Source organism: Xanthomarina sp. (assembly GCF_035306705.1).
Lineage (GTDB): Bacteria > Bacteroidota > Bacteroidia > Flavobacteriales > Flavobacteriaceae > Xanthomarina.
The window spans coordinates 1-22,977 of record NZ_DATGNO010000148.1; the positions used below are offsets into that span (position 1 = coordinate 1).

The window sequence follows — 22,977 nt, forward strand, 5'->3', positions numbered from 1 at the left end:
GGCTTTTCCAGCAGATTTCATCGCAGAAGGTGTCGATCAAACTCGTGGTTGGTTCTATACTCTTCATGCTATAGCAACTATGGTTTTCGATTCGGTTGCCTATAAAAATGTGGTTTCAAACGGCTTGGTTTTAGACAAAAACGGACAAAAAATGTCCAAACGTCTAGGTAATGCCACAGATCCTTTCGAGACTTTGTCAACTTATGGCGCAGATGCCACCCGTTGGTACATGATTTCGAACGCGAATCCTTGGGACAATTTAAAATTTGATGTCGAAGGAATAGAGGAAGTGAAGCGTAAATTCTTCGGAACCCTTTACAATACCTACTCGTTCTTCACCTTATATTCAAATTTGGATAACTTTAGCTATGCGGAAGCAGACATATCTTTAAACGAAAGACCTGAAATAGATAGATGGATTCTTTCAGAATTACACAGTTTAATTCAGAAAGTGGATGCCTTTTATGCAGATTATGAACCAACAAGGGCGGCAAGAGCTATTTCCGATTTCACGCAGGATTACGTGAGTAACTGGTTTGTGCGTTTAAGTAGAAGACGTTTCTGGAAAGGCGACTATCAACAAGACAAAATTTCGGCTTACCAAACGTTGTATACATGTTTGATAACCATAGCCAAGTTAGGCGCGCCAATTGCACCTTTCTTTATGGATAGATTGTATATGGATTTAAATTCGGTAACTAAAAAGGAGGCTTTTGAAAGTGTGCATTTAGCAAACTTCCCTGTTTATGATGAAAGTTTTGTAGATAAGAGTTTAGAACGCAAAATGGAAGCAGCACAAACAATATCTTCTTTGGTATTGTCGTTAAGGGCTAAAGAAAAGATTAAAGTACGTCAACCGCTACAAAAAATCATGATTCCTGTGGACTCCCGTCAACAAAAGGAAGAGATTTTAGCCGTTGCCGATTTAATAAAACATGAAGTAAACGTTAAGGAAATTGAACTTTTAGAAGACGCGTCCGATATCTTGGTAAAACAAATTAAACCTAATTTTAAAACGCTTGGACCTAGATTTGGTAAAGACATGAAATTGATAGCAAATACCATTGTTGGATTCACTTCTGAAGATATTAGAAAAATTGAGCAAAGTGGTGAAATAGAGGTTGTAATTAACAGAAAAAGTATTACATTAGGGCTTGAAGATGTAGAGATTACATCGCAAGATATTGAAGGATGGCTTGTAGCTAACGAGGGAGCATTAACCGTTGCCTTAGACGTTACCATCTCTGAAGATCTACGAAAAGAAGGGATTGCTCGTGAGCTCGTTAATCGCATTCAAAATTTACGTAAGGATTCAGGGTTTGAAGTAACAGATAGAATAGATGTCCAGCTTCAAAAGGACGAAAAGATAGTGGATGCTGTACAAACAAATATAACGTATATCAAAGCAGAAACTTTAACAGAAAAATTAGAAATTATTGACCAAATAGATAATGGTATAGAAGTTGTATTTGACGATGTGAATACCAGATTATTTATTAAAAAACATTAAGAACATGGCAGAACAATTAAACGTTAGATATGCAGACAAGGATTTAGCAGAATTTAAATCGCTAATTCAAGAAAAGATTGTAAAAGCGCAGCACGACTTAGACTTAATAAAAAGTGCTTATATGAACGACCTAAACAACGGTACAGACGATACGTCTCCTACTTTTAAAGCGTTCGAAGAAGGTAGCGAAACCATGAGTAAGGAAGCGAACTCTCAATTGGCTACGAGACAGGAAAAATTTATTCGTGACTTGAAAAATGCGCTCATTCGAATTGAAAACAAAACCTACGGGGTTTGTAGAGTAACAGGGAAATTAATAAACAAAGAGCGTTTAAAATTAGTACCTCATGCTACTTTAAGTATCGAGGCTAAAAACATGCAACAATAATATTCCTGCGCCTGCCTGTCTGCCGACAGGAAGGCAGGAATCTCATAATCGATTTGCCGAAATCTTGGTATTGTCGATAAAAATTTAAAACGCTTCAACCAATTGAAGCGTTTTTTTATAACTTCTTTTTCAAGAAATGAAGTATCTCATATACGTAGGAATCTTGTTTTTTGCACTTCAAACCCAAGCCCAAAAAACAAACACAAAATCCTTTTCTTCTGAAGGGATTTCAACGCTTGTTATTGATGGCAATTCTATTTTTAAAATAATTGTTGAAACAGCAAAAACCAAAACCATTTCCATACATTCTGAAGTTGAGGGCGAAAACAACGAGCATGTGGTTTTGTTAACTGAAATAAAGGATGAAGAATTACACATTTCTAGCTCTTTTCAACCCATGTTTGTTGGTAATAACGATAAATTGAGTGCACATAAACTTATTTCCATAGAGTTGAAATTAGTAATTCCTGAAAATTTAGAACTCCTTGTTTCTAGCGATATCGCTTTGGTTTTCTTGTCGGGAAACTATAAAAATGTGGATGTCCAATTGATAAATGGCTCCTTGAATGCTAAAAGTTTTCATGGAAATTTACTGGTCAACACCATTCATGGAAATATCGATGTAAGCACGAATGGTGCTAAAGTTGAGGTTTCCAGCAAACATGGACATGTAGTTATAAATGCTATAAAAACAGGAAAACAGCAAATGAGTTTAAATTCGATAAATGGAAATATTACTGTTAGCAAAGCTGAATAATATGCCTATTTTTGTTAAAATATATCTACAACCACTTAAAAGATTTACACTTTCCTGTCTGCCGACAGGCAGGCGTTGGAAATAATATGAGCTTAAAAAAATCCATTCTAATTATCGTCCTTATTTTATTGATAGACCAAATAAGTAAGGTTTATATTAAAACCCATTTTGTTATAGGCGAAGAACTGAAAGTGTTTTCTTGGTTCAGAATCTATTTTGTGGAAAACGACGGAATGGCTTGGGGAACAAAATTCAGCGACTTTATTTCTTTCATTACAGATAGAACTGCCAAACTATCATTAACCATCTTTAGAATCGTGGCTATTTTTGGAATTGGTTATTGGTTGTACGATGCAGTAAAAAAACACAGTCCAAAAGTATTGATTTGGGCCATTATCTTCATATTTGCTGGTGCATTGGGAAATATTTTAGACTCTGTTTTTTATGGGGTTTTATTTAATGATAGTTACGGACAAGTGGCTTCGTTTTTACCAGCCGAAGGAGGTTATGATAGCCTGCTACATGGAAAAGTGGTCGACATGCTCTATTTTCCTTTATGGAAAGGTTATTTGCCAGATTGGTTACCATTTTATGGCGGGAAGTACTTTACTTTTTTCGAACCTGTTTTTAACGTAGCCGATGTAGCAATAAGCACAGGTTTTGGACTAATTATTTTCTTTAATAGAAAAGCATTTCCAAAAGACTAGTTAAACCTGTAAACTTTCTTTGGAGTTATACAATAATCCAGAGCGATATCCCCGTCAAAAACATCTTTGATTTTTGTTTCAGCCTCAAAAAACGACAAACCAATTTTTAAGGTTTCAGGACGGCATTCGGATAAAAACATATCGTAAAAACCCTTGCCATAACCTACGCGATGTCCCTGAAGGTCGAAAGCTAGAAGTGGTACAAAAACAACTTCTAATTTTTTGCTTGGAATCTCTATCCCATCAACGGGCTCTGGAATGTTGTATTGGTTTTTTTTGATAAGGGTATTATCGGTTAAAAGAAAATGGATCATCTTTCCCGTGGAAAAATCACTTTTAGAAATCACGATATTCTTGTCTTTTCCTGAAAGAATGTTTAAAATAAAATCGGTATTAATTTCTTTGTGTTCAACTATAGAAAGGAAGATGTGATAAAATGAAAAATCCCAAAGAGGCAAATCTAGAAGTCTGTTAGCAATTTCTACGCTTAAATCTTCAAGCGCTTCTGGAGATAATTCCTGACGCTTCAGCTTATACGTTTTTCGTAATTGGGCTTTTGTCATGAGCTTGATTTTTCAGTTTAGTGGTTATATGAAACAAGGCATCACCTTGATAAACAATAGGGGATTCGTTGACATTTATAATATATCCCGTATAATTTGCTTTTACAAAATGATTGAATTTTCCATACGGATCCGTAATATTTCCAACAATATCACCAACACGAACTTTGGTGCTAATAACTGCCGAAGCTTTAAACATACCAGAGTAATTAGCACGTTGCCACTTGCCACCGGTTATAAAGAGACTTTCTTTTTTTGGGGGACTGACTTTAAATTTTGATTGCAACATGCCAAAATGGTGTAAAATTCTTTTTGCGCCATTAACAGCCGTATTTGTAACGTTATTATCTATATATAGAGATTTTCCTCCTTCAAAAAGCAGCATGGTTTTACCTAGTTTAAAACACGTGTTTCTGAAAGATTTCTTTAAATGTTTAGAATAAAACACAAATGGGGCTCCAAAAACATTTGCCAACTTGTCCAACTCAGGAATGTTTTTAGCAATACGAATTTGAGGGGCATTAAATCTGCCAGCGCCACCCGTATGGAAATCTAAAATAAAATCGACATCAGCTACAATTTCCTTGGTCAACTCGAAAGCCACGCGACTGGCAAGAGATCCTTTTTTTATCCCAGGGAACACCCTGTTTAAATCACGCCCATCAGGGAATTCCCGTTTTAAATTGATAAATCCAAAGACGTTTATAATGGGCATACAAATAATAGTTCCGCATTTTGGCTTATTAATGCCTTTTGCAATGATTTGACGCACAATTTCAACTCCATTTATTTCATCGCCATGAATACCGGCCGTAAATAAAACCACTGGTCCAGGTTTTTTGGAGCGTTCTACAATAACAGGTACGTCGATGCTTGAAGTAGTGTGTAAATTAGCTACTCCAAAATTGAGTTCGCAACTCTCACCTGCTTTGATTTTTCTTCCTAAAACGGTTATAAACTCTTTATGAATATATTCCATTATCTATTCTTTTCGATATAAGTAATAATGGCTTTTGCAATATTTTTTCCAGTAGCGGCTTCAATTCCTTCTAACCCAGGAGTGGAGTTCACTTCCAAAAGTAAAGGGCCACGAGCAGACTGTAGCATATCGACACCACAAACAGGAAGTTTTAAGGCTTTGGCAGCGCTCATGGCTAGTTTTAATTCGTCTTCATTTAATTTTATAATTTCTGCTGAGCCACCTCTGTGTAAATTAGAACGAAATTCTCCATCTTTTCCTTGACGTTTCATGGCGCCAACAACTTGACCGTCTACAACCAAAGCCCTTAAATCGGCACCTTTGGCCTCTTTAATAAACTCTTGAACTATAACACGTGCTTCCAAGCCATTAAAAGCTTCAAGAACAGACTCTGCTGCATTTTTTGTTTCAGCCAAAACCACACCTAAACCTTGGGTTCCTTCCAATAATTTTATAATTACAGGAACGCCTCCCACGTGGTTGATGGCCTTTTGGACATCTCTGGAATAATTGGTGAAAACCGTTTTTGGCATCCCAATGCCTGCTTTACTTAAAAGTTGCAGGCTTTTTAGTTTATCTCTAGAACGTAAAATAGCTCCCGAAGAAACAATAGAAAACACTCCCATCATTTCAAATTGTCTAACAACAGCGCAACCATAAAAGGTTACCGAAGCCCCAATTCTTGGTATAATAGCATCTACATAATCTAAATATCTGTCCTTATAATAAATGGTAGGCTTTTCTTTTTCGATAATGATATCACATTTTAGAGGGTCTATAACCTCTATTTTGTGATCTCGTTTTCGACCTTCCTCAATCAATCTTTGGGTGGAGTATAAGTGGGAATTTCTGGATAAAATAACAATATTCATTTTTTGTTGTATTAAAAATTAGATGGATTGGGTTTTTTTAAAAGATACGTTTTGTAAATCAACATCTACAAGAAATTTTTTATTTAAAAACTGTCTTCCAATAAGAACTGGAAACTTCATATCGTCTCGGGTACTTAAAGTGAGATTTATTTTATAGGTTTTTCCAAAAAGGATGACTTCAGATTTTATTTTAAATCTATTTTCTTTATAGCCATTGCTGCTTTTTACATCGGTTTTAGAGTAACTGTCAAAAATAACTTGTTTCCCACTAAAGTTTGGATGTCCTTTGCTGTAAAAGGTACATTTTAATTTTTCGCCATCAACAATTATTTCAGAACAATGTATGGACGACGTAAATGCTCCCGTGTCTATTTTGGCATCGATGTTGTATAAATTTAATTTAGGAAAGTCTATTTTATCAACTCTTCCAATAACTTGTTTTTCCATTTTAAAGAGATTAAAAAGTGAGGCAAGGTAATGAAATAGCACACTTATTTTGTTGAATGGGTTATTTTTTCATCATTTTTAATTTATACGGGATATTTATAACTTAAAAATTAAATGAATTACCTTTGAGTGGTTTAATAAAAATACATTTTTTCTTCAAAAAATACAGCATTATTTCAAGTAGTCCATGTTTTAAAGTGGAATTTACAATTTTTTTATGAGTCAAACACCTTTAGATATACAATTACAAACCTTGCCAAACGAACCTGGCGTGTATCAATATTTTGATGCCAATGGAACTATTTTGTATGTTGGAAAGGCAAAAAACCTTAAAAAACGGGTAAGCTCTTACTTTACAAAACAACACGATTATGGAAAAACCAAAGTGCTTGTTAAAAAAATTGCCAGCATTAAGCATATTGTTGTCAATACCGAAACCGATGCGCTTTTACTTGAAAATAATTTAATAAAAAAATACCAACCTAGATATAATGTTCTCTTAAAAGACGACAAATCCTATCCGTGGATTTGTATTAAAAACGAACGGTTTCCTAGAGTGTTTTCAACCAGACGTGTTATAAAAGATGGGAGTGAGTATTTTGGCCCGTATACGAGTATGAAAACCGTTTCAACCTTGTTGGATTTAATAAGAGGCCTGTATAAACTAAGAACTTGTACCTACGATCTATCCGAAGAAAAAATTAAGGCTGGAAAATATAAAGTCTGTTTAGAATATCATTTAGGGAATTGTAAGGGCCCGTGTGAAGGATTTCAAACAGTAGAAGATTACAACGAGGATATTAAAGCTATTAGAGATATTTTAAAAGGAAATTTCAAGGATTCTTTATCGCAATTTAAACAGCAAATGAAACATTTTGCCGAAACGATGCAGTTTGAAGAAGCGCAAATTATTAAAGATAAAATTGGAATTTTAGAAAACTATCAAGCAAAATCTACTATTGTAAATCCAAAAATCAGCAATGTAGATGTGTTTTCAATTATTAGTGACGAAGGCTATGCCTATATCAATTTTCTACAATTGTCCTATGGGTCCATCATTCGATCACATACCTTAGAAATCAAGAAAAAACTTCAAGAACCAGATAAGGAATTGTTGGAATTGGCCATTGTTGAGTTAAGACAACGTTTTCATTCAAAATCCAAGGAAATTTATGTGCCATTTAAAATCAATTTAGGTGAAGATGTTAAGGTGTTTGTACCTCAATTAGGGGATAAAAAGCATATTTTGGACTTATCGATCAGAAACGCCAAATATTATCGGTTAGAACAATTAAAACAAGTTAAAATTGTCGATCCAGATAGACATGCTAACCGGATTATGGCGCAAATGAAATCCGATTTACGTCTAAGTGAAGAGCCTAGACATATAGAGTGTTTCGATAACTCGAATATTCAAGGAACGCATCCCGTAGCTGCCTGCGTCGTGTTTAAAAACGGCAAACCAAGCAAAAAAGATTACAGACATTTTAATATTAAAACGGTGGAAGGTCCAGACGATTTCGCCTCTATGGAAGAAGTGGTTTATAGACGTTATAAAAGATTACAGGATGAAGGAGGTGCCTTGCCACAGTTAATTGTCATCGATGGAGGAAAAGGACAACTGTCTTCGGCTTTAAAAAGTTTAGATGCGCTACAATTACGTCAAAAAATTGCAATCGTAGGAATTGCAAAACGTTTGGAAGAATTATTCTATCCAGATGATCCAATTCCCTTATATTTAGATAAAAAAAGTGAAACCTTAAAAATCATTCAACAACTTCGAAACGAAGCTCACAGATTTGGAATTGAGCATCATAGAAATAAAAGAAGTAAAACCGCTTTAAATACAGAGTTGGAAACCATTCCTGGAATAGGCGAGAAAACCATAGTCGATCTGTTAAAGGCTTTTAAATCTGTAAAACGAATTTCGAACGCCAAATTAGACGAGTTGGAGGATGTTGTAGGAGTTTCAAGAGCCCAAAAAATTTATAATTATTACCATAATTCATGAAACAGCTATGCCAAAGGTTCAACGCCCGGAGGAAACATTATTGGCTGTTCCATGTCACCTTAAAAAACAATAGATATAAACACATGAAATATTTTTTAATAATCTTATTCCTGTTTATTTCCGGATTTACATTCTCTCAAAACAAGACTCAGGAGGATGTAAAAATTGGTTTGGTATTAAGTGGAGGTGGCGCAAAAGGTCTAGCACATATTGGTGTGTTAAAAGTTATAGATAGTTTAGGAATTAGAATTGATTACGTAGCAGGAACAAGTATGGGCGCTATCGTTGGGTCGCTTTATGCTACCGGGTATTCAGGTAAACAAATAGACTCTATTTTTAAAGGTGTTAATTTCGATAAAATTATAAACGACGACCTGCCTAGAGCGGCAAAAACCTTTTATGAAAGAGATAATTCGGAGAGGTATGCCGTTACTTTGCCATTCGAAAACTTTAAACTCAGGTTGCCAACAGCCTTGTCTAGAGGTCAAAACACCTTGACCTTGCTTTCTCAGTTAACCTTACATGTTAGCAATATAGACGACTTTAGTAAACTTCCAATTCCATTTTTTTGTATTGCAACAAATATAGAAACAGGGAAAGCAGTCGTTTTGGATAAAGGCAATTTAGCTCAAGCCGTTACTGCAAGTGGTGCTTTTCCTTCATTGTTTCAGCCTATAATTGTAGATGGACAACTTTTAATCGATGGAGGCGTGGTTAATAATTACCCCATAGACGAATTAAAAGCAAAAGGTATGGACGTTATTATTGGGGTTGATGTACAAGATGAATTAGCCACTAGAGATAAACTAAAATCTGCTCCAGATATTTTACTTCAAATCAATAATTACAGAACCATTAACGACATGAAGTTGAAGTCTAAAAAAACAGATATTTATATCAAACCAGATATTACCGACTTTACGGTGGTGTCCTTTAGCGATGGCGCACAAATAATAGCCAATGGCAAAATGGCGGCAACAAAGGAAATAGATGCCTTAAAACATGTGGCCTCCATGCAAACTGAAAAAGCCAGAAAACCCCTAGTTATTAAAGCGGTAGATAGTATAAAGATTAATGCGATATATATTGACGGAAACCACAAATACACCAATGCGTATGTATTAGGAAAGCTGAAGTTTAAACAAGATGTTAAGATTAAATATAAATCATACGTTGAAGGTGTAAACAACCTAGCAGCCACGAATAACTTCGATAATGTGATTCCCGAATTAATACCATCTGAAAACTCTGAAGGTTACGATATGCACCTAACGCTTAAAGAAAGTAGTACAACCACCTTTTTTAAATTAGGAGTGCATTACGACGACTTATACAAAACAGCTGGTTTGATAAACCTAACCAAGAAAAAGCTGTTGATTAAAAACGACGTCCTTTCCTTCGATTTCATCGTGGGAGACAATATTAGATATAACTTTGAATACTATATAGACCAAGGTTTTTATTGGAGTGTTGGCTTGAGATCTAGGTACAACCAATTTAAAAAAGTAATTCCAGCCACCTCACTTCTAACCGACGAGGAATTGGAAATCATTAATGTGAACAAACTCGATATGTCTTTAAAAGATTTAACCAATCAGTTTTATTTACAAACCCTGTTTACAAAAGATATGTTTTTAACCTTGGGTGCCGAACACAAAAAATTGAAAATTACTTCAGAAACCGTATTAACAGGAACAAGCACGGAAGAAACCACCTTTGAAAATAGCGACTATTTAAGTTTATTTGGAAAACTAAAATTTGACTCCTACGACCATAAGTATTTTCCTAAAAGTGGGTTTTATCTTAATGGCGACTTTCATCTGTATCTATACTCTTCAGATTATAACAATAATTTTAACGAATTTTCTATCGCTAAAGCAACTTTTGGGTATTCGTATAGTTTTAATAAAAAACTAACAGCCAATATTACAACTCAAGGCGGTTTTAATATTGGTGAAAACGACAATCCATACTTAAATTTTGCGCTTGGTGGCTACGGGGTAGACTATATAAACAACTTCGATTCTTTTTATGGATACGATTTTATAGCACTTTCAGGAAACAGTTTTGTAAAAGGGGTTCTTACTTTGGATTACGAGATTTTTAAGAAAAACCACATAAATATAGCAGCCAATTTCTCCAATATTGCAGATAATATTTTTGACGATGGCGAATGGTTTACCTCTCCAGATTATTCGGGCTATGCTATTGGATATGCTTTAGAAACATTTATTGGACCAATTGAATTAAAATATACCTATTCTCCCGAAACCAAAAAAAGTATTTGGTTTTTTAATTTGGGGTTTTGGTTTTAATGTTTCTTCAAGAATTGAAATTCTAACATTTTCTTAAAATAAATTGTCATAAATATTTCCGATATTTGAAGACGATGAAATATTTTTGGACAGATTTACTTTCATATCTCCAATTTCTTATCAAAAGAAATCCGGAATAAACTGGCTTATTTTGTATCTTTAGATACATTTTATTTAAGTATAATTTGGGTTTGGACTTAAACCGAAAATTTAATTCTTAACTCATCACTTCTAACTAATAACTTTTAAGAAATGCCATTTTATCATAAACTAGGGAAAATTCCACCTAAAAGACACACGCAGTTTAAAAAACCAGATGGAAGCTTGTATAGCGAACAGCTGTTTGGAACCATTGGTTTTGACGGTATGTATACAAACTCATACCACGAACAGCGTCCAACGCAAGTTAAGGCCATTAATAAGCAATACAGTGTTGCGCCAAAAATAGCTAAGGAAAACAGCATCCAATCCTATCGTTTTAGAGGCTTTGAAGTGAAACCGGAAAACGATTATTTGGATAGTCGAAAAACGGTCCTTACCAATAGCGATTGCAGCATTATTCTTGCGGCACCAAAGCATTCTACAACGGATTATTTTTATAAAAACTCCGATGCAGACGAATGTATTTTCATTCACAAAGGCACTGGAAAATTACGGACACATTTAGGGAATTTGGATTTCAAGTATGGAGATTATCTTATTGTACCAAGAGGAACCATTTATAAAATGGATTTCGATACAGAGGACAACAGGTTGTTTATAGTGGAGTCTAGAAGACCTATTTATACGCCAAAAAGGTATAGAAACTGGTTTGGGCAACTCTTGGAGCATTCCCCTTATTGTGAAAGAGATCTTCGTAGACCTGAAGAATTGGAAACGTATAACGAATCGGGCGATTTTCTAATGAAGGTTAAAAAACAAGACGATATCTTCGAGATGGTTTACGCTTCACATCCATTTGATGTGGTAGGTTACGACGGCTATAGCTATCCGTACGCGCTCTCAATTCACGATTTTGAACCCATTACTGGACGCATCCATCAGCCACCACCAGTACATCAAACCTTTGAAACGGATGCCATGGTAATTTGTAGTTTTGTCCCAAGATTGTACGATTATCATCCTTTATCAATTCCTGCTCCCTACAACCATAGCAATATTGATAGCGATGAGGTTCTGTATTATGTAGATGGCGATTTTATGAGTAGAAACGATGTCGATGCTGGACACATATCCTTGCATCCTGCGGGTATTGCACATGGACCACATCCAGGAGCGGTAGAGCGTAGTATAGGAAAAGTGAAAACGGACGAATTGGCGGTTATGGTCGATACGTTCAAACCGTTAAAAGTAACAGAAGAAGCATTGAAAATTGCGGATGAAGATTATTTTAAATCTTGGCTGTAGTCGATATATAATTCCTGTAAGATCAGGATTCAAATAAATTAAAAAGTTTAATTAATAAGATTCCCGACTTTACGGGAATAACAAAAGTAAACACAATGAGTAAAGAAATTAAATCAGTAGAATACGGATTAGAAAAAATATTTGAAGGTGCGCAAGATTTCCTTCCGTTATTAGGCACAGACTATGTAGAGTTTTACGTAGGCAACGCAAAACAAGCAGCACATTTTTACAAAACAGCCTTCGGTTTTCAATCGTATGCGTATAAAGGCTTGGAAACAGGGTCTCGAGATGAGGTTAGTTATGTGTTAAAACAAGATAAAATCCGTTTGGTGCTTACAACACCTTTAAACAGTAAATCTCCAATTAACGATCATATCGTAAAACATGGAGATGGTGTTAAAGTTATAGCTTTATGGGTGGAAGACGCTAGAAGTGCATACGAGGAAACGACCAAACGTGGGGCTAAATCCTATATGGAACCAACAGTAGAAACAGACGAACATGGAGAAGTTGTTCGAGCAGGAATTTATACCTATGGAGAAACCGTTCACATGTTTGTAGAGCGTAAAAATTACAAAGGACAATTTATGCCTGGATATAGAGAATGGAAATCCGATTATAATCCAGAACCAACCGGTCTTAAATTTATCGATCATATGGTAGGTAACGTAGGTTGGAATGAAATGAATACTTGGGTAAAATGGTATGAGGATGTTATGGGATTTGTGAATTTCCTGTCTTTCGACGACAAGCAAATCCATACAGAATACTCGGCTTTAATGAGTAAAGTAATGAGTAATGGAAACGGAAGAATCAAGTTCCCGATTAATGAGCCTGCTGAAGGAAAAAAGAGATCGCAAATTGAAGAATACTTGGATTTTTACGAAGGTCCAGGCGTACAACATATTGCTGTAGCCACAGATGATATTATCAAAACCGTCTCACAATTACGCGCTAGAGGGGTTGAGTTTTTATCGACACCTCCAGAAGATTATTACCAATCTGTTCCTGGACGTTTGGAAGAATTTAGTCACGAGTTGCGTGAAGACATAGAAACCTTAAAAAAATTAGGAATCATGATTGATGCAGACGAGGAAGGTTATTTACTGCAAATCTTTACCAAACCAGTAGAAGACAGGCCAACACTGTTTTTCGAAATTATTCAGAGAATGGGAGCACGTGGTTTCGGTGCTGGAAACTTTAAAGCTCTTTTCGAGTCTATTGAACGCGAACAAGCTTTAAGAGGCACATTATAACAAATGTTTAACTAAAACAATCTTAAAAACTCTATCTATTTATCCGATAGAGTTTTTTTGTTTTATACATTTGGAATGGTAATTGTAATTGTTGGGTTAAGCAATAAGATTGTTTTCAATAAGTTACATGTATAGATATATAATTATGAAAAAAATAGTTCTAATACTTCTAAGTCTAGTCTGTGTTTCTAGTGTTTTTGCCCAAAAGGAAAGTTCCTTTGGACATGGCGAATGGTTCCGATTTGAAATGAGTTATAGTGGGTTTTTAAAAGCTGGAGAGGCAACGATCTCAGTTAAAAAAGACACCTATAAAAACAAACCCGTATATCATGTAGTTGGCAAAGGCTGGACCACAGGTGCTATTAAATGGTTTTTCAAAGTAGAAGATAGGTATGAAAGTTATTTTGATAGGGAAAACATCATGCCTTATAAGTTTATAAGGGATATTAACGAAGGAGGACATACCAAAAACATAGAAATCGAATTCGATCAAGTAAATAACAAAGCCTACGTTAACAATATCAAACACGATAGAAAAAAGGTTTTTGATACAAAACCCAATATCCAAGACATGATTTCGACCTTTTATTACCTAAGGGACAATCTGGACATCTCAAATCTCCAGGTTGGAAATGAAGTACATGTAGACATGTTTTTTGATGATGAAAACTATGGCTTTAAATTAAAATACCTTGGAAAAGAGACTATTGACACAAGATTTGGAAGGGTAGATGCTTTAAAATTCAGACCTTATGTTATGGCTGGAAGAGTTTTTAAGGAAGAAGAAAGCTTGACGCTTTGGGTCTCAAATGATAAAAATAAAGTACCTTTACGTATTCAAGCAAATCTTGCCGTCGGCTCTTTAAGAGCAGACCTGGATGCTTTTAAAGGACTAAAACACCCATTTAAAATAATAGTAAAAAAATAATGGAAATAGATAAAGAACTAACCGGGAAGCTACATGATAAATTTGAGGCCATTGGACAAGATTTAAACGTCCATTTACAAGGCTTATTATACAGTAAACCCATGAATTATTGGGATTATATCCAAACAGATGCGTTGTTGGATCTTCAAACCCAGCGTACGGTATTGCCAGACGAGATGGTATTTATCATGTACCACCAAATAAACGAATTATTGTTTAAAATGATTCTTTGGGAAATAGATCAGGTCGCCAAATCAGACCATGTGGATGCAAATTTCTTTTCGGACAAACTGATGCGTGTAAGTAGATATTTCGACATGCTAACCTCTTCCTTCGAAATTATGAAGGATGGTATGGACATAGAACAATACAATAAATTTAGAAACACCTTGACACCTGCAAGCGGATTCCAAAGTGCGCAATATAGAAAAATTGAGTTGGCTTCTACAGAGCTTATCAACCTGATAGATAATAGATTTAGAAAAACAATAGACCGAAATACATCTTTTGAACACGCTTTTAACCATTTGTATTGGCAAGCTGCAGGAAAAGACTACGAAACTGGTAAGAAATCCTATTTATTAACAGTTTTTGAAGAAAGATACAAAGATGAATTTATTAGATTTGCCCAATTCTATAATACCAACAACATGTGGACTAAGTTTAAAGAGCTACCACAGGAGGTTAGAGAAGATAAAGAACTAATAAAAGCCATGCGCCATTACGACCATACGGTTAATATTAAATGGGTGATGGCACATTATAAAACAGCAAATCACTATTTAAATATAGGAGGTAAAACAGCTGAAGCAACAGGAGGAAGTGAATGGACAAAATACATGCATCCAAAATATCAAAGAAGAATATTTTTCCCAGAATTATGGAGCGAGCAAGAATTAAAGGAGTGGGGAGAAAATGTCTAATGCTTTTTGCAATTATTTTAGGTTTAAATAGTTGCAGAGAAGAGAATGTGCAAATTATTGAGGAGGAGTTAGCTTATGTAGAGCCCGTTATTGACGATGTTTACGAGTTTGGCTTTAACCTGAACGACTATTACGTAAAAAGAGATACGGTTAGAGCTGGAGATAGCTTTGGCGAAATCATGCAACGTCATAAAATAGGCTATCCTCGAATTTTTCAAATTGCCGAAAAAGCGCGCGATAGTTTCGATATTAGAAAACTCCAAATTGGAAGACCTTATACGTTATTGTGTACCAAAGACTCCCTCCAAGAACCAAAATGTTTTATTTATCAGCCTAATAGAGAGGAGTATATTGTTATTAATTTTCAAGATTCCATTCATGCCTATACAAGCAGAAAGCCTATAAAGTATGTTGAAAAAGAAATATCCGGAATTATATCAAGCAATATTTCTGAAACCTTAGCACAACAAGGTATTAGTTTTATCTTGGCTTATAAAATGTCCGACATCTACGCCTGGACCATAGATTTTACAAGACTTCAAAAAGGCGATAGATTTAAGGTTATCTACACCGATAAATATATAGACGATTCTATTTACGCAGGAATTGATAATATTAAAGCAGCAGTATTTGAACATAAAAATCAGCCTTTTTATGCATTTGAATTTGAAACGGATAGCATAAAACGAATAAAAGATTACTTCAGTGAAGAAGCCAACAATCTACGTCGGGCGTTTTTACAAGCTCCGGTAGAATACAAACGTATTTCATCTAGATACAACCTAAGTAGACGTATTGCTTTATATGGAAATAAAATTAGGCCACACAAAGGCACCGATTTTGCCGCAGATATAGGAACACCAATTAGATCTACAGCCAACGGAACCGTTACCAAATCCAGCTTTACAAGAGGGAATGGTAATTATGTGAAAATCAAACATAATTCCACATACGAAACGCAATACCTTCACATGAAAAAACAAAACGTAAAGGTTGGACAATATGTAAGGCAAGGTGATGTTATTGGATGGGTTGGAATGACAGGAAATACTTCTGGACCACACGTGTGTTATAGATTTTGGAAAAACGGACATCAAGTCGATCCCTTTAGGGAGAAATTACCGGAAGCAGAGCCTATTTCAGATGCCTTAAAAACTAAATATTTAGATTATATTGCCCCAATAAAAGTGCAAATAGACAAGGTAGAGTATGAGGTTGAAGTTGATGAACCTGCAGATGATCTAATTACTCAGGTGCCATAATATCATGAGCTTACCAAAGGTTGATCCAACATCTACGCATGCCTGGAAAGAGCTCCAAGCTCATTTTAAGTCTATGGAGCAAGTTCAAATGAAAGATTTATTTGTCCAAGATCCTAAAAGAGCAGATAAACTCAGTATTCAATGGGAGGACTTTTACGTCGATTTTTCAAAAAATATTCTTACCGAAGAAACACGTTCCTTGCTGCTTGACTTGGCAAAAGAAGTCAAGTTGGAGCAAGCTATAGCGAGTTATTTTTCTGGAGTACAAATAAACGAAACGGAAGGTAGAGCAGTGCTTCACACAGCTTTAAGAGCAAATAAAACAGAAACCATTAGTGTAAATGGAAAGAATGTTATGCCTGAAGTTTTCAAGGTGAAACAGCAAATAGAAAACTTTACCAATCAAGTTATAAGTGGCGCAAAAAAAGGCGTTACTGGAAAAGCATTCACCGATGTGGTCAACATTGGAATTGGAGGTTCAGACCTTGGACCTTCTATGGTTATAAGTGCGTTGGAGTATTATAAAAACCCCCTAAACACACATTTTGTAAGTAATATTGATGGCGACCACGTAAATGAAGTTCTTAAAAAACTCCATCCGGAAACCACGTTATTTATAGTGGTCTCCAAAACTTTTTCTACTCAAGAAACACTTAGCAATGCAACAACTATTAAAGATTGGTTGCTGTCCAAGAATTTAGGAACCAAAGAAGAAACTATTTCCAAACACTTTGTAGCTGTATCAACAAATATTGAAAAAGTGACGAGTTTTGGTATCAACAAATCGCATATTTTTCCAATTTGGGATTGGGTTGGAGGTAGATTTTCGCTTTGGAGTGCTGTTGGTTTATCTATAAGTTTATCCGTAGGCTTTGAAAATTTTAATAAGCTGTTATTGGGAGCTAATAAAATGGATACGCACTTTAAGTCCGAGGCACTTGATAAAAACATTCCGGTAATCTTAGCATTAATAAGTATTTGGTACACCAATTTTTTTAAAACCGAAACGGAAGCAGTCATTCCTTATTCTCAATATCTACAAAGGTTTTCTGTTTATTTACAGCAAAGCAGTATGGAAAGCAATGGGAAGTCTGTGGATCGAAACGGGAATACTATAAGTTATCAAACAGGTTCGGTAATTTGGGGGCAACCTGGAACCAATTCGCAACATGCTTTTTTTCAGCTACTTCATCAAGGAACTAAACTAATTCCCGCAGATTTTATTGGCTTTGTAGAATCCTTACATAACAATCAGGAGCATCAAGATAAGTTGATTTCCAATTTTATTGCCCAAACGGAAGCGCTTCTCATGGGAAAAACAAAAGAAGACGTTTTAAAAACCTTAGAAAAGGATACTCTTTCTTTAGAAGAAATCAACAAATTGCTGCCTTATAAAGTATTTGAAGGAAACAAGCCCACAAATACCATCTTCATAAATAAACTAACCCCAGAAAGTTTAGGAAAACTCATTGCTTTATATGAACACAAGATTTTTGTTCAAGGCATTATCTGGAATATTTTTAGCTTCGACCAGTTCGGAGTCGAGTTAGGCAAACAGCTAGCAGGAAATATTTTAGAAAAAATGAAAAAAAACAGCTTTGCCAATTGTGATGCTTCAACATTAAAATTATTGCGTTATTACAAAAGAATAACTTAAAATTTTGTTGAAAAACTTGTTAATAGCTTTTTTATTGCAAAAGTGATAACCCTCAATATTTTCTTATCTTCAAGTTGTTGATTTTCTTAACAATTACATAATAAATATCGATTATTTAAATGTAGTTTTGCAAAAAATTTAGAAACAAATCTTTTTAATACAATGAAAAAAATTACAAGAATATTATTTTTGGCAAGCGCATTCATGTTTACAGCTTTAACCATGGCACAGACCGTTGTTACTGGTACAATTATGGATGCCGAAATGGCTGCACCACTTCCTGGTGCTAACGTCGTTGAAAAAGGAACTACCAATGGGGTGTCTTCAAACTTCGATGGGGTATTTTCTTTAATAACAGAATCTACTGAAGGAGAAATTGTTATTTCTTATGTGGGTTATACCAAAGTTGTGGTAAAATTTAGTGGGAGTACAGATTTAGGAAATGTAACACTTTCTTCAGATAACACTTTGGAAGAAGTAGTTATTATTGGAAGTGGTATTATCGATTTAGCGGAGGATAGAAAAACACCAGTGGCTGTTTCTACAATTACGGCAAACACTATTAGAGAAAAAGCTGGGAGCTCAGACTTACCAGAGGTTTTAAAAGCTACGCCTTCTGTACAAAGTGTGCAAGGTGGAGGTTTTGGAGAAGGACAGATGTATTTACGTGGTTTCGACCAAATAAACACAGCATTCTTATTAAACGGACAGCCTATTAATGGCATGGAAGATGGTAAAATGTACTGGTCTAACTGGTCTGGAGTTTTAGACGTAGCCAATGCAGTACAAGTACAACGTGGTTTAGGAGCTTCTAAGCTTGCTATTTCTTCTGTTGGAGGTACTGTAAACATTGTAACTAAAACCATCGATAGAAAAGAAGGTGGTTTCTTTCAACAAATGGTTGGAAACGACAACTACATCAAATCAACAGCTTATTACTCGACTGGAGTAAACGAAAAAGGTTGGTCTTTTGGAGCTTTATTTGGTTACTGGCAAGGTGATGGGTATGTAAACTATGCACAGGGTCAAGGGCAAACGTATTACTTTTCTATTGGCTACCAACCTAACGAAAATCATGCTTTAAACTTGATGGTTACAGGTGCTCCACAATGGCACGCAGCTGCGGGGAGTGCTAGTATTCAAAAATTTATAGATAATGGTAGAAATTTTAATGATTGGAACTTTACTGGTGTAGATAGTGATAACAATTTGCATGGTGGTGTGTATCCAGGAGGAAGAAACGTGTACCACAAACCAGTGGCTAACTTAAGTTGGGATTGGACCATTAATGAAAAATCTGAACTTTCTACGGTATTATATGGCTCTATGGGGAGAGGTTCTTTTGCTCAGGCCATTACAGACAGAAATACAGATGAGTTTTTATATGTAAGAGGTTCAAACAACAACCATAATTGGTATGGTTTAGTAACTAACTATAACAACCAATTATCAGAGAATTTAAACTTTAATGTGGGAGCAGATGTACGTTTATACAACGGAATCCACTTTAGAGATGTACGAGAATTTGTAAATCCAAACATTAATTCTGTAAGTGCTAGCTCAGGATATAGCGGAGGAAATACTTATTACTTAACCGAAGCTGGAGGTATTAATCCTTGGAACGTATTCTTTAATCCTAATACAGATCATTCTCAACGTTTTGGTTACGATTACGAAGAGCAGATTAATTATCTTGGTGTATTCGGTCAATTAGAGTATTCTAAAGATCAATTATCAGCCTTTTTCCAAGGAGCATTATCTAATCAATCTCACGTAAGAACAGAATTTTTAAATACGTCAACTCCAGGCCAAGGAGAGGAAGGAGATAAAGTAAACAACATTGGGTACAACTTAAAAGTTGGTGCTGCCTACGAGCTTACCGATATGCATAAAGTGTTTGTAAATGCGGGCTATTATTCTCGTCAACCTTTCCATTCTTATTTATATCAAAATGACAGGTCTAGTAACGTCTTATTGGATCCAGCAGTTGATAACGAGGAAATTACTGGTTTAGAAGCAGGATATCAATTTGGTGGAGAAAGAATCCAATCCAATATAAACCTTTACCATACAACTTGGGCTAATAGAACTCTATTAAACAATAATGGTAGAGATGGTGACGACTTTATAAGCTACCAAACCTATGGTGTAAAACAAGTACATATGGGAATTGAATTGGAAGTATTTACACAGCCGTTTGATAACCTAAGGGTAAATGGTTTCCTTTCTTTAGGAGATTGGCAATTTAAAGACAACGCCACTAAGAAAACTTTTAATGCAGATGGAGTTCAAATGGGTGGTGATGAAAATATAGAAATAGATGGTTTCCAAGTTGGAGGGGCGGCTCAAGTAAATGCAGGTATCAATGCGAGTTATGAGTTTTTGCCAAGAGTAAGTGTAGATGGTGCCTGGAATTGGTATAACGACATGTATTCTACAGGAGATCCTGAAGCACCAACAATTGCTATGCCTTCATACGACTTAGTGGACGCTGGCTTCTCTTATAAGATGTTAGTAGGGAAAAATGATAGAAATTCCCTTCAATTTAGAGTGAACGTAAACAACATTTTCGATGAGGTTTATTTAGAATCAGTAAGTGGAACTCAGCAAGTTACTGCCACTAGTGGAAACTACAAAGGTGTTAATACAAACAATACAGGACGTTTTGGTTATGGAAGAACTTGGAACACAAGTATCCGTTATAACTTCTAGTATGTTTTAAACTATTTAAAAACCTCTTCAATTCGAAGAGGTTTTTTTTTAAGGATTAATCACTACATTTGTGTACTTAACAACAAAACCTTTAACAAAATGTATAACACGGTAAAAATGCTTCACTCGTCTTGGGCCTATTTAGTGCTCTTGGTATTAGTGATAGCTGTGGTAAATAGTATCATCAAAAAAGTAGGGAAAAAGGAATATGGAGCAATAGATTTTAGGATTGCCTTATTTGCTTTAATCGTATCCCACATTCAATTACTTATAGGGTTTATTCTTTATTTTGTATCGCCTAGATTTAGTTTGTTTAGCGAATCTGGAATGGGAGAAATCATGAAAAGCTCTGTAGATAGATTGTATTTGGTAGAGCATCCTTTGGTTAATATTATAGCCATTGTTTTAATAACAATAGGCTATTCTAAACATAAAAAGAAACTAATTTCCGATGCGAAATTTAAAACGCTTTCTGTGTTTTATACCTTAGCCTTGATTTTGTTTTTATCGAGAATTCCATGGAATACGTGGCTTTAATAAATAAATTTATCACATAAAAAAAACGACCCTTAGCTTAGCTAAGGGTCGTTTTTTTTATGGGTATTTATAAGTTTTAGTTCGCTTCTTTAATAAGAACGATATAGGTTGGAAAATGATCGCTAAAACCATCTGTAAAGCCACCATCAGCAAAACTACGGAACGGATAACCTTTCCATCTTCCTCTTTTTGTAATTAAATAATTCTTGTTAAAAATTCCTGCTTTATAAAATCTTAGCGAAGAATAATCCTTTTCCAAAAAAGGTTGTGTCATCATAATTTGATCGAACAAGCTCCAGCTATCTCTGTAAGCGTTAGAACCTACTCCCATTCTGTAAAAACTCTCCATAGGGTTGTAGATACCCTTAAACTCAACATCTTCTTTTTCTTTTTTCGCATTTAGAACTTCTTTCACGCTCGCGTTGATAGGATCGTCATTTAAATCGCCCATAATAATTATTTTGGCATAAGGATCTATGGTTTGCAACGAGTCAATAATTTTCTTATTTAGTTTAGCTGCAGCCACACGAGTTGGTCTACTTCTAGCTTCCCCACCACGTCTAGAAGGCCAGTGGTTAACAATAACATGTATTAATTCGCCTTCCAGTTTTCCACTTACTAACAATTGATCTCTGGTATAAATTCGTTCTCTTGAATTGTCGTCGTAAATTATAAGTTCATGACTGCTCGTGTTCAAGGGTGTAAATAAACCTTTCTGGTAATATAATCCAACGTCAATACCACGACGGTCTGGAGAATCGTAATGTACAATGCCGTAATCTTTGTCGATTAACTGTGGGTCGTTTGCTACGTCTTCCATAACTTTTCTGTTTTCAACTTCGGCAACACCAAGAATAACAGGAGAGTTGTTGGTAATGTCTTTTCCAATGTCTGCTATTACGCGAGCCATGTTGCTCACTTTCTTTTTATACACGGCTTCAACGTCACCTTTCATTTCCATAATGGGGCTGGCTTCATCGTTTTTATCTGGATCATTTACTGTGTCAAACAAATTTTCCAAATTATAAAAAGCGACCGTATGCACCTTATAGGTCTTTTTGTCTTGCGCTTGAATAAATAAAGACGCACTTAAAAACAGGGCTACAAGCCAAAATTTCAAATCTTTCATTTAATTGTATATTATGTTATAGTTATGTTAATACAAATTATCTGCCAAAAGTAGATATTTATTATAAATAATGTAAATTTGCAGGCCTTAATTAATTTTAAACTAACGCAAAAGCAATTATTAATCTTAAATTCAAGCATGAAAAAAAGTGTATTTATTTTTCTATTCGGGATTTTTTCAACCATTACAGCAGTCGCGCAAGAAACTGTTGTAAAGGGAAGTGTTACTGAAACCATTTCTTTTGAACCTATTCCAAGTGTAACCGTAACTGTAGAAGGTACTGTGCTATCCGTTGAAACCGACTCTAAAGGTGAGTTTCAATTTCTAGAACAAGTTCCTTTTGGAGAACAAGTGTTACATATTTCTAAAAGTGGATATGTCTCTAAAAGATATCCTATTGTAGTTAACCAAGGGCAAACTCTTGATATTTCAGACATGACTTTAACAAAAGATGTCTCGGATATGGATATGTTTACCATTGTTTTATCAGATGATGAACTTGATAGCGACGATAGTGGTTTAGATAATATTTCTGGACTTTTACAATCTTCGCAAGATGTATTTCAACGTACTGCAGCTTTCGAGTTTAGTTCTTCTTTCTTTAAAGTAAGAGGTTT

Annotated in this window: 20 protein-coding genes; 15 read left to right on the top strand and 5 right to left on the bottom strand. The window is 35.2% G+C overall.

Annotation, left to right across the window (positions count from 1 at the left end):
• The 4 genes from VKY47_RS12125 to VKY47_RS12140 form a co-directional block, all read left to right on the top strand.
• A partial coding sequence (locus VKY47_RS12125) for a DUF5915 domain-containing protein (protein ID WP_324313076.1) occupies nt 1-1,510 on the top strand: 1,510 nt, incomplete at its 5' end.
• 4 nt (nt 1,511-1,514) lie between these two features.
• Nucleotides 1,515-1,898: a TraR/DksA family transcriptional regulator gene (locus tag VKY47_RS12130; RefSeq protein ID WP_324313077.1), complete on the top strand. Its 384-nt coding sequence runs from the start codon at nt 1,515-1,517 to the stop codon at nt 1,896-1,898.
• Nucleotides 1,899-2,034: 136 nt separating this feature from the next.
• Nucleotides 2,035-2,655, top strand: a complete 621-nt coding sequence (locus tag VKY47_RS12135; protein WP_324313078.1) for a DUF4097 family beta strand repeat-containing protein — start codon at nt 2,035-2,037, stop codon at nt 2,653-2,655.
• An 86-nt stretch (nt 2,656-2,741) separates the two neighbouring features.
• Complete coding sequence (locus VKY47_RS12140) at nt 2,742-3,362, top strand: lipoprotein signal peptidase (RefSeq protein ID WP_324313079.1); 621 nt, start codon at nt 2,742-2,744, stop codon at nt 3,360-3,362.
• On the opposite strand, the gene VKY47_RS12145 is transcribed toward VKY47_RS12140, so the two are convergent.
• Genes VKY47_RS12145 through VKY47_RS12160 form a run of 4 tightly spaced genes read right to left on the bottom strand, consistent with a single transcriptional unit; the run spans nt 3,359 to nt 6,223 of the window.
• On the bottom strand, nt 3,359-3,925 hold the full coding sequence (locus VKY47_RS12145; RefSeq protein ID WP_324313080.1) for a 5-formyltetrahydrofolate cyclo-ligase: 567 nt from the start codon (nt 3,923-3,925) through the stop codon (nt 3,359-3,361). The two genes, VKY47_RS12140 and VKY47_RS12145, sit on opposite strands and share 4 nt — an antisense overlap.
• On the bottom strand, nt 3,894-4,904 hold the full coding sequence (locus tag VKY47_RS12150; RefSeq protein ID WP_324313081.1) for a succinylglutamate desuccinylase/aspartoacylase family protein: 1,011 nt from the start codon (nt 4,902-4,904) through the stop codon (nt 3,894-3,896). The genes VKY47_RS12145 and VKY47_RS12150 overlap by 32 nt, the downstream gene beginning before the upstream one ends.
• Nucleotides 4,904-5,776, bottom strand: coding sequence for a 30S ribosomal protein S6--L-glutamate ligase (gene rimK / locus VKY47_RS12155; protein WP_324313082.1), 873 nt, complete (start codon nt 5,774-5,776; stop codon nt 4,904-4,906). The genes VKY47_RS12150 and rimK overlap by 1 nt, the downstream gene beginning before the upstream one ends.
• 18 nt (nt 5,777-5,794) lie before the next feature.
• A complete protein-coding gene (locus VKY47_RS12160) occupies nt 5,795-6,223 on the bottom strand; it encodes an ATP-dependent zinc protease family protein (RefSeq protein ID WP_324313083.1) in 429 nt (142 codons plus the stop codon).
• Nucleotides 6,224-6,440: 217 nt separating this feature from the next.
• On the opposite strand from VKY47_RS12160, the gene uvrC reads away from it, so the two are divergent.
• The 10 genes from uvrC to VKY47_RS12210 all read left to right on the top strand — a co-directional run bounded on the left by uvrC (nt 6,441) and on the right by VKY47_RS12210 (nt 21,231).
• Complete coding sequence (gene uvrC, locus VKY47_RS12165) at nt 6,441-8,234, top strand: excinuclease ABC subunit UvrC (RefSeq protein WP_324313084.1); 1,794 nt, start codon at nt 6,441-6,443, stop codon at nt 8,232-8,234.
• Nucleotides 8,235-8,317: 83 nt separating this feature from the next.
• Nucleotides 8,318-10,549 carry a patatin-like phospholipase family protein gene (locus tag VKY47_RS12170; protein WP_324313085.1) on the top strand — a complete coding sequence of 744 codons (2,232 nt, stop codon included), beginning with the start codon at nt 8,318-8,320 and terminating at the stop codon, nt 10,547-10,549.
• A gap of 252 nt (nt 10,550-10,801) precedes the next feature.
• Nucleotides 10,802-11,956 (top strand): homogentisate 1,2-dioxygenase, encoded by a 1,155-nt coding sequence (locus tag VKY47_RS12175; RefSeq protein ID WP_324313086.1) that lies wholly within the window; start codon nt 10,802-10,804, stop codon nt 11,954-11,956.
• Nucleotides 11,957-12,051: 95 nt separating this feature from the next.
• A complete protein-coding gene (hppD, locus tag VKY47_RS12180) occupies nt 12,052-13,212 on the top strand; it encodes a 4-hydroxyphenylpyruvate dioxygenase (RefSeq protein ID WP_324313087.1) in 1,161 nt (386 codons plus the stop codon).
• Nucleotides 13,213-13,357: 145 nt separating this feature from the next.
• Complete coding sequence (locus tag VKY47_RS12185) at nt 13,358-14,140, top strand: DUF3108 domain-containing protein (RefSeq protein ID WP_324313088.1); 783 nt, start codon at nt 13,358-13,360, stop codon at nt 14,138-14,140.
• A complete protein-coding gene (locus VKY47_RS12190) occupies nt 14,140-15,063 on the top strand; it encodes a tryptophan 2,3-dioxygenase family protein (RefSeq protein WP_324313089.1) in 924 nt (307 codons plus the stop codon). Before VKY47_RS12185 ends, VKY47_RS12190 begins: the two co-directional genes overlap by 1 nt.
• On the top strand, nt 15,021-16,325 hold the full coding sequence (locus VKY47_RS12195; protein WP_324313090.1) for a peptidoglycan DD-metalloendopeptidase family protein: 1,305 nt from the start codon (nt 15,021-15,023) through the stop codon (nt 16,323-16,325). Before VKY47_RS12190 ends, VKY47_RS12195 begins: the two co-directional genes overlap by 43 nt.
• A 4-nt stretch (nt 16,326-16,329) precedes the next feature.
• Complete coding sequence (gene pgi, locus VKY47_RS12200) at nt 16,330-17,982, top strand: glucose-6-phosphate isomerase (RefSeq protein ID WP_324313091.1); 1,653 nt, start codon at nt 16,330-16,332, stop codon at nt 17,980-17,982.
• 162 nt (nt 17,983-18,144) lie between these two features.
• Nucleotides 18,145-20,694 (top strand): TonB-dependent receptor, encoded by a 2,550-nt coding sequence (locus tag VKY47_RS12205; RefSeq protein WP_324313092.1) that lies wholly within the window; start codon nt 18,145-18,147, stop codon nt 20,692-20,694.
• A 99-nt stretch (nt 20,695-20,793) separates the two neighbouring features.
• On the top strand, nt 20,794-21,231 hold the full coding sequence (locus tag VKY47_RS12210; protein ID WP_324313093.1) for a hypothetical protein: 438 nt from the start codon (nt 20,794-20,796) through the stop codon (nt 21,229-21,231).
• 76 nt (nt 21,232-21,307) lie between these two features.
• On the opposite strand, the gene VKY47_RS12215 is transcribed toward VKY47_RS12210, so the two are convergent.
• Nucleotides 21,308-22,360 carry an endonuclease/exonuclease/phosphatase family protein gene (locus VKY47_RS12215; RefSeq protein ID WP_324313094.1) on the bottom strand — a complete coding sequence of 351 codons (1,053 nt, stop codon included), beginning with the start codon at nt 22,358-22,360 and terminating at the stop codon, nt 21,308-21,310.
• 138 nt (nt 22,361-22,498) lie between these two features.
• Between VKY47_RS12215 and VKY47_RS12220 the strand changes: the two genes are divergently transcribed.
• Nucleotides 22,499-22,977, top strand: a 479-nt coding sequence (locus VKY47_RS12220) for a carboxypeptidase regulatory-like domain-containing protein (protein WP_324313095.1), incomplete at its 3' end; no start/stop codon positions are given.

Coding starts and splice junctions, on each gene's coding strand:
- VKY47_RS12130 (WP_324313077.1), top strand. CDS start 1,515: ATGGCAGAACAATTAAACGTTAGATATGCAGACAAGGATTTAGCAGAA.
- VKY47_RS12135 (WP_324313078.1), top strand. CDS start 2,035: ATGAAGTATCTCATATACGTAGGAATCTTGTTTTTTGCACTTCAAACC.
- VKY47_RS12140 (WP_324313079.1), top strand. CDS start 2,742: ATGAGCTTAAAAAAATCCATTCTAATTATCGTCCTTATTTTATTGATA.
- VKY47_RS12145 (WP_324313080.1), bottom strand. CDS start 3,925: ATGACAAAAGCCCAATTACGAAAAACGTATAAGCTGAAGCGTCAGGAA.
- VKY47_RS12150 (WP_324313081.1), bottom strand. CDS start 4,904: ATGGAATATATTCATAAAGAGTTTATAACCGTTTTAGGAAGAAAAATC.
- rimK (WP_324313082.1), bottom strand. CDS start 5,776: ATGAATATTGTTATTTTATCCAGAAATTCCCACTTATACTCCACCCAA.
- VKY47_RS12160 (WP_324313083.1), bottom strand. CDS start 6,223: ATGGAAAAACAAGTTATTGGAAGAGTTGATAAAATAGACTTTCCTAAA.
- uvrC (WP_324313084.1), top strand. CDS start 6,441: ATGAGTCAAACACCTTTAGATATACAATTACAAACCTTGCCAAACGAA.
- VKY47_RS12170 (WP_324313085.1), top strand. CDS start 8,318: ATGAAATATTTTTTAATAATCTTATTCCTGTTTATTTCCGGATTTACA.
- VKY47_RS12175 (WP_324313086.1), top strand. CDS start 10,802: ATGCCATTTTATCATAAACTAGGGAAAATTCCACCTAAAAGACACACG.
- hppD (WP_324313087.1), top strand. CDS start 12,052: ATGAGTAAAGAAATTAAATCAGTAGAATACGGATTAGAAAAAATATTT.
- VKY47_RS12185 (WP_324313088.1), top strand. CDS start 13,358: ATGAAAAAAATAGTTCTAATACTTCTAAGTCTAGTCTGTGTTTCTAGT.
- VKY47_RS12190 (WP_324313089.1), top strand. CDS start 14,140: ATGGAAATAGATAAAGAACTAACCGGGAAGCTACATGATAAATTTGAG.
- VKY47_RS12195 (WP_324313090.1), top strand. CDS start 15,021: ATGGAGCGAGCAAGAATTAAAGGAGTGGGGAGAAAATGTCTAATGCTT.
- pgi (WP_324313091.1), top strand. CDS start 16,330: ATGAGCTTACCAAAGGTTGATCCAACATCTACGCATGCCTGGAAAGAG.
- VKY47_RS12205 (WP_324313092.1), top strand. CDS start 18,145: ATGAAAAAAATTACAAGAATATTATTTTTGGCAAGCGCATTCATGTTT.
- VKY47_RS12210 (WP_324313093.1), top strand. CDS start 20,794: ATGTATAACACGGTAAAAATGCTTCACTCGTCTTGGGCCTATTTAGTG.
- VKY47_RS12215 (WP_324313094.1), bottom strand. CDS start 22,360: ATGAAAGATTTGAAATTTTGGCTTGTAGCCCTGTTTTTAAGTGCGTCT.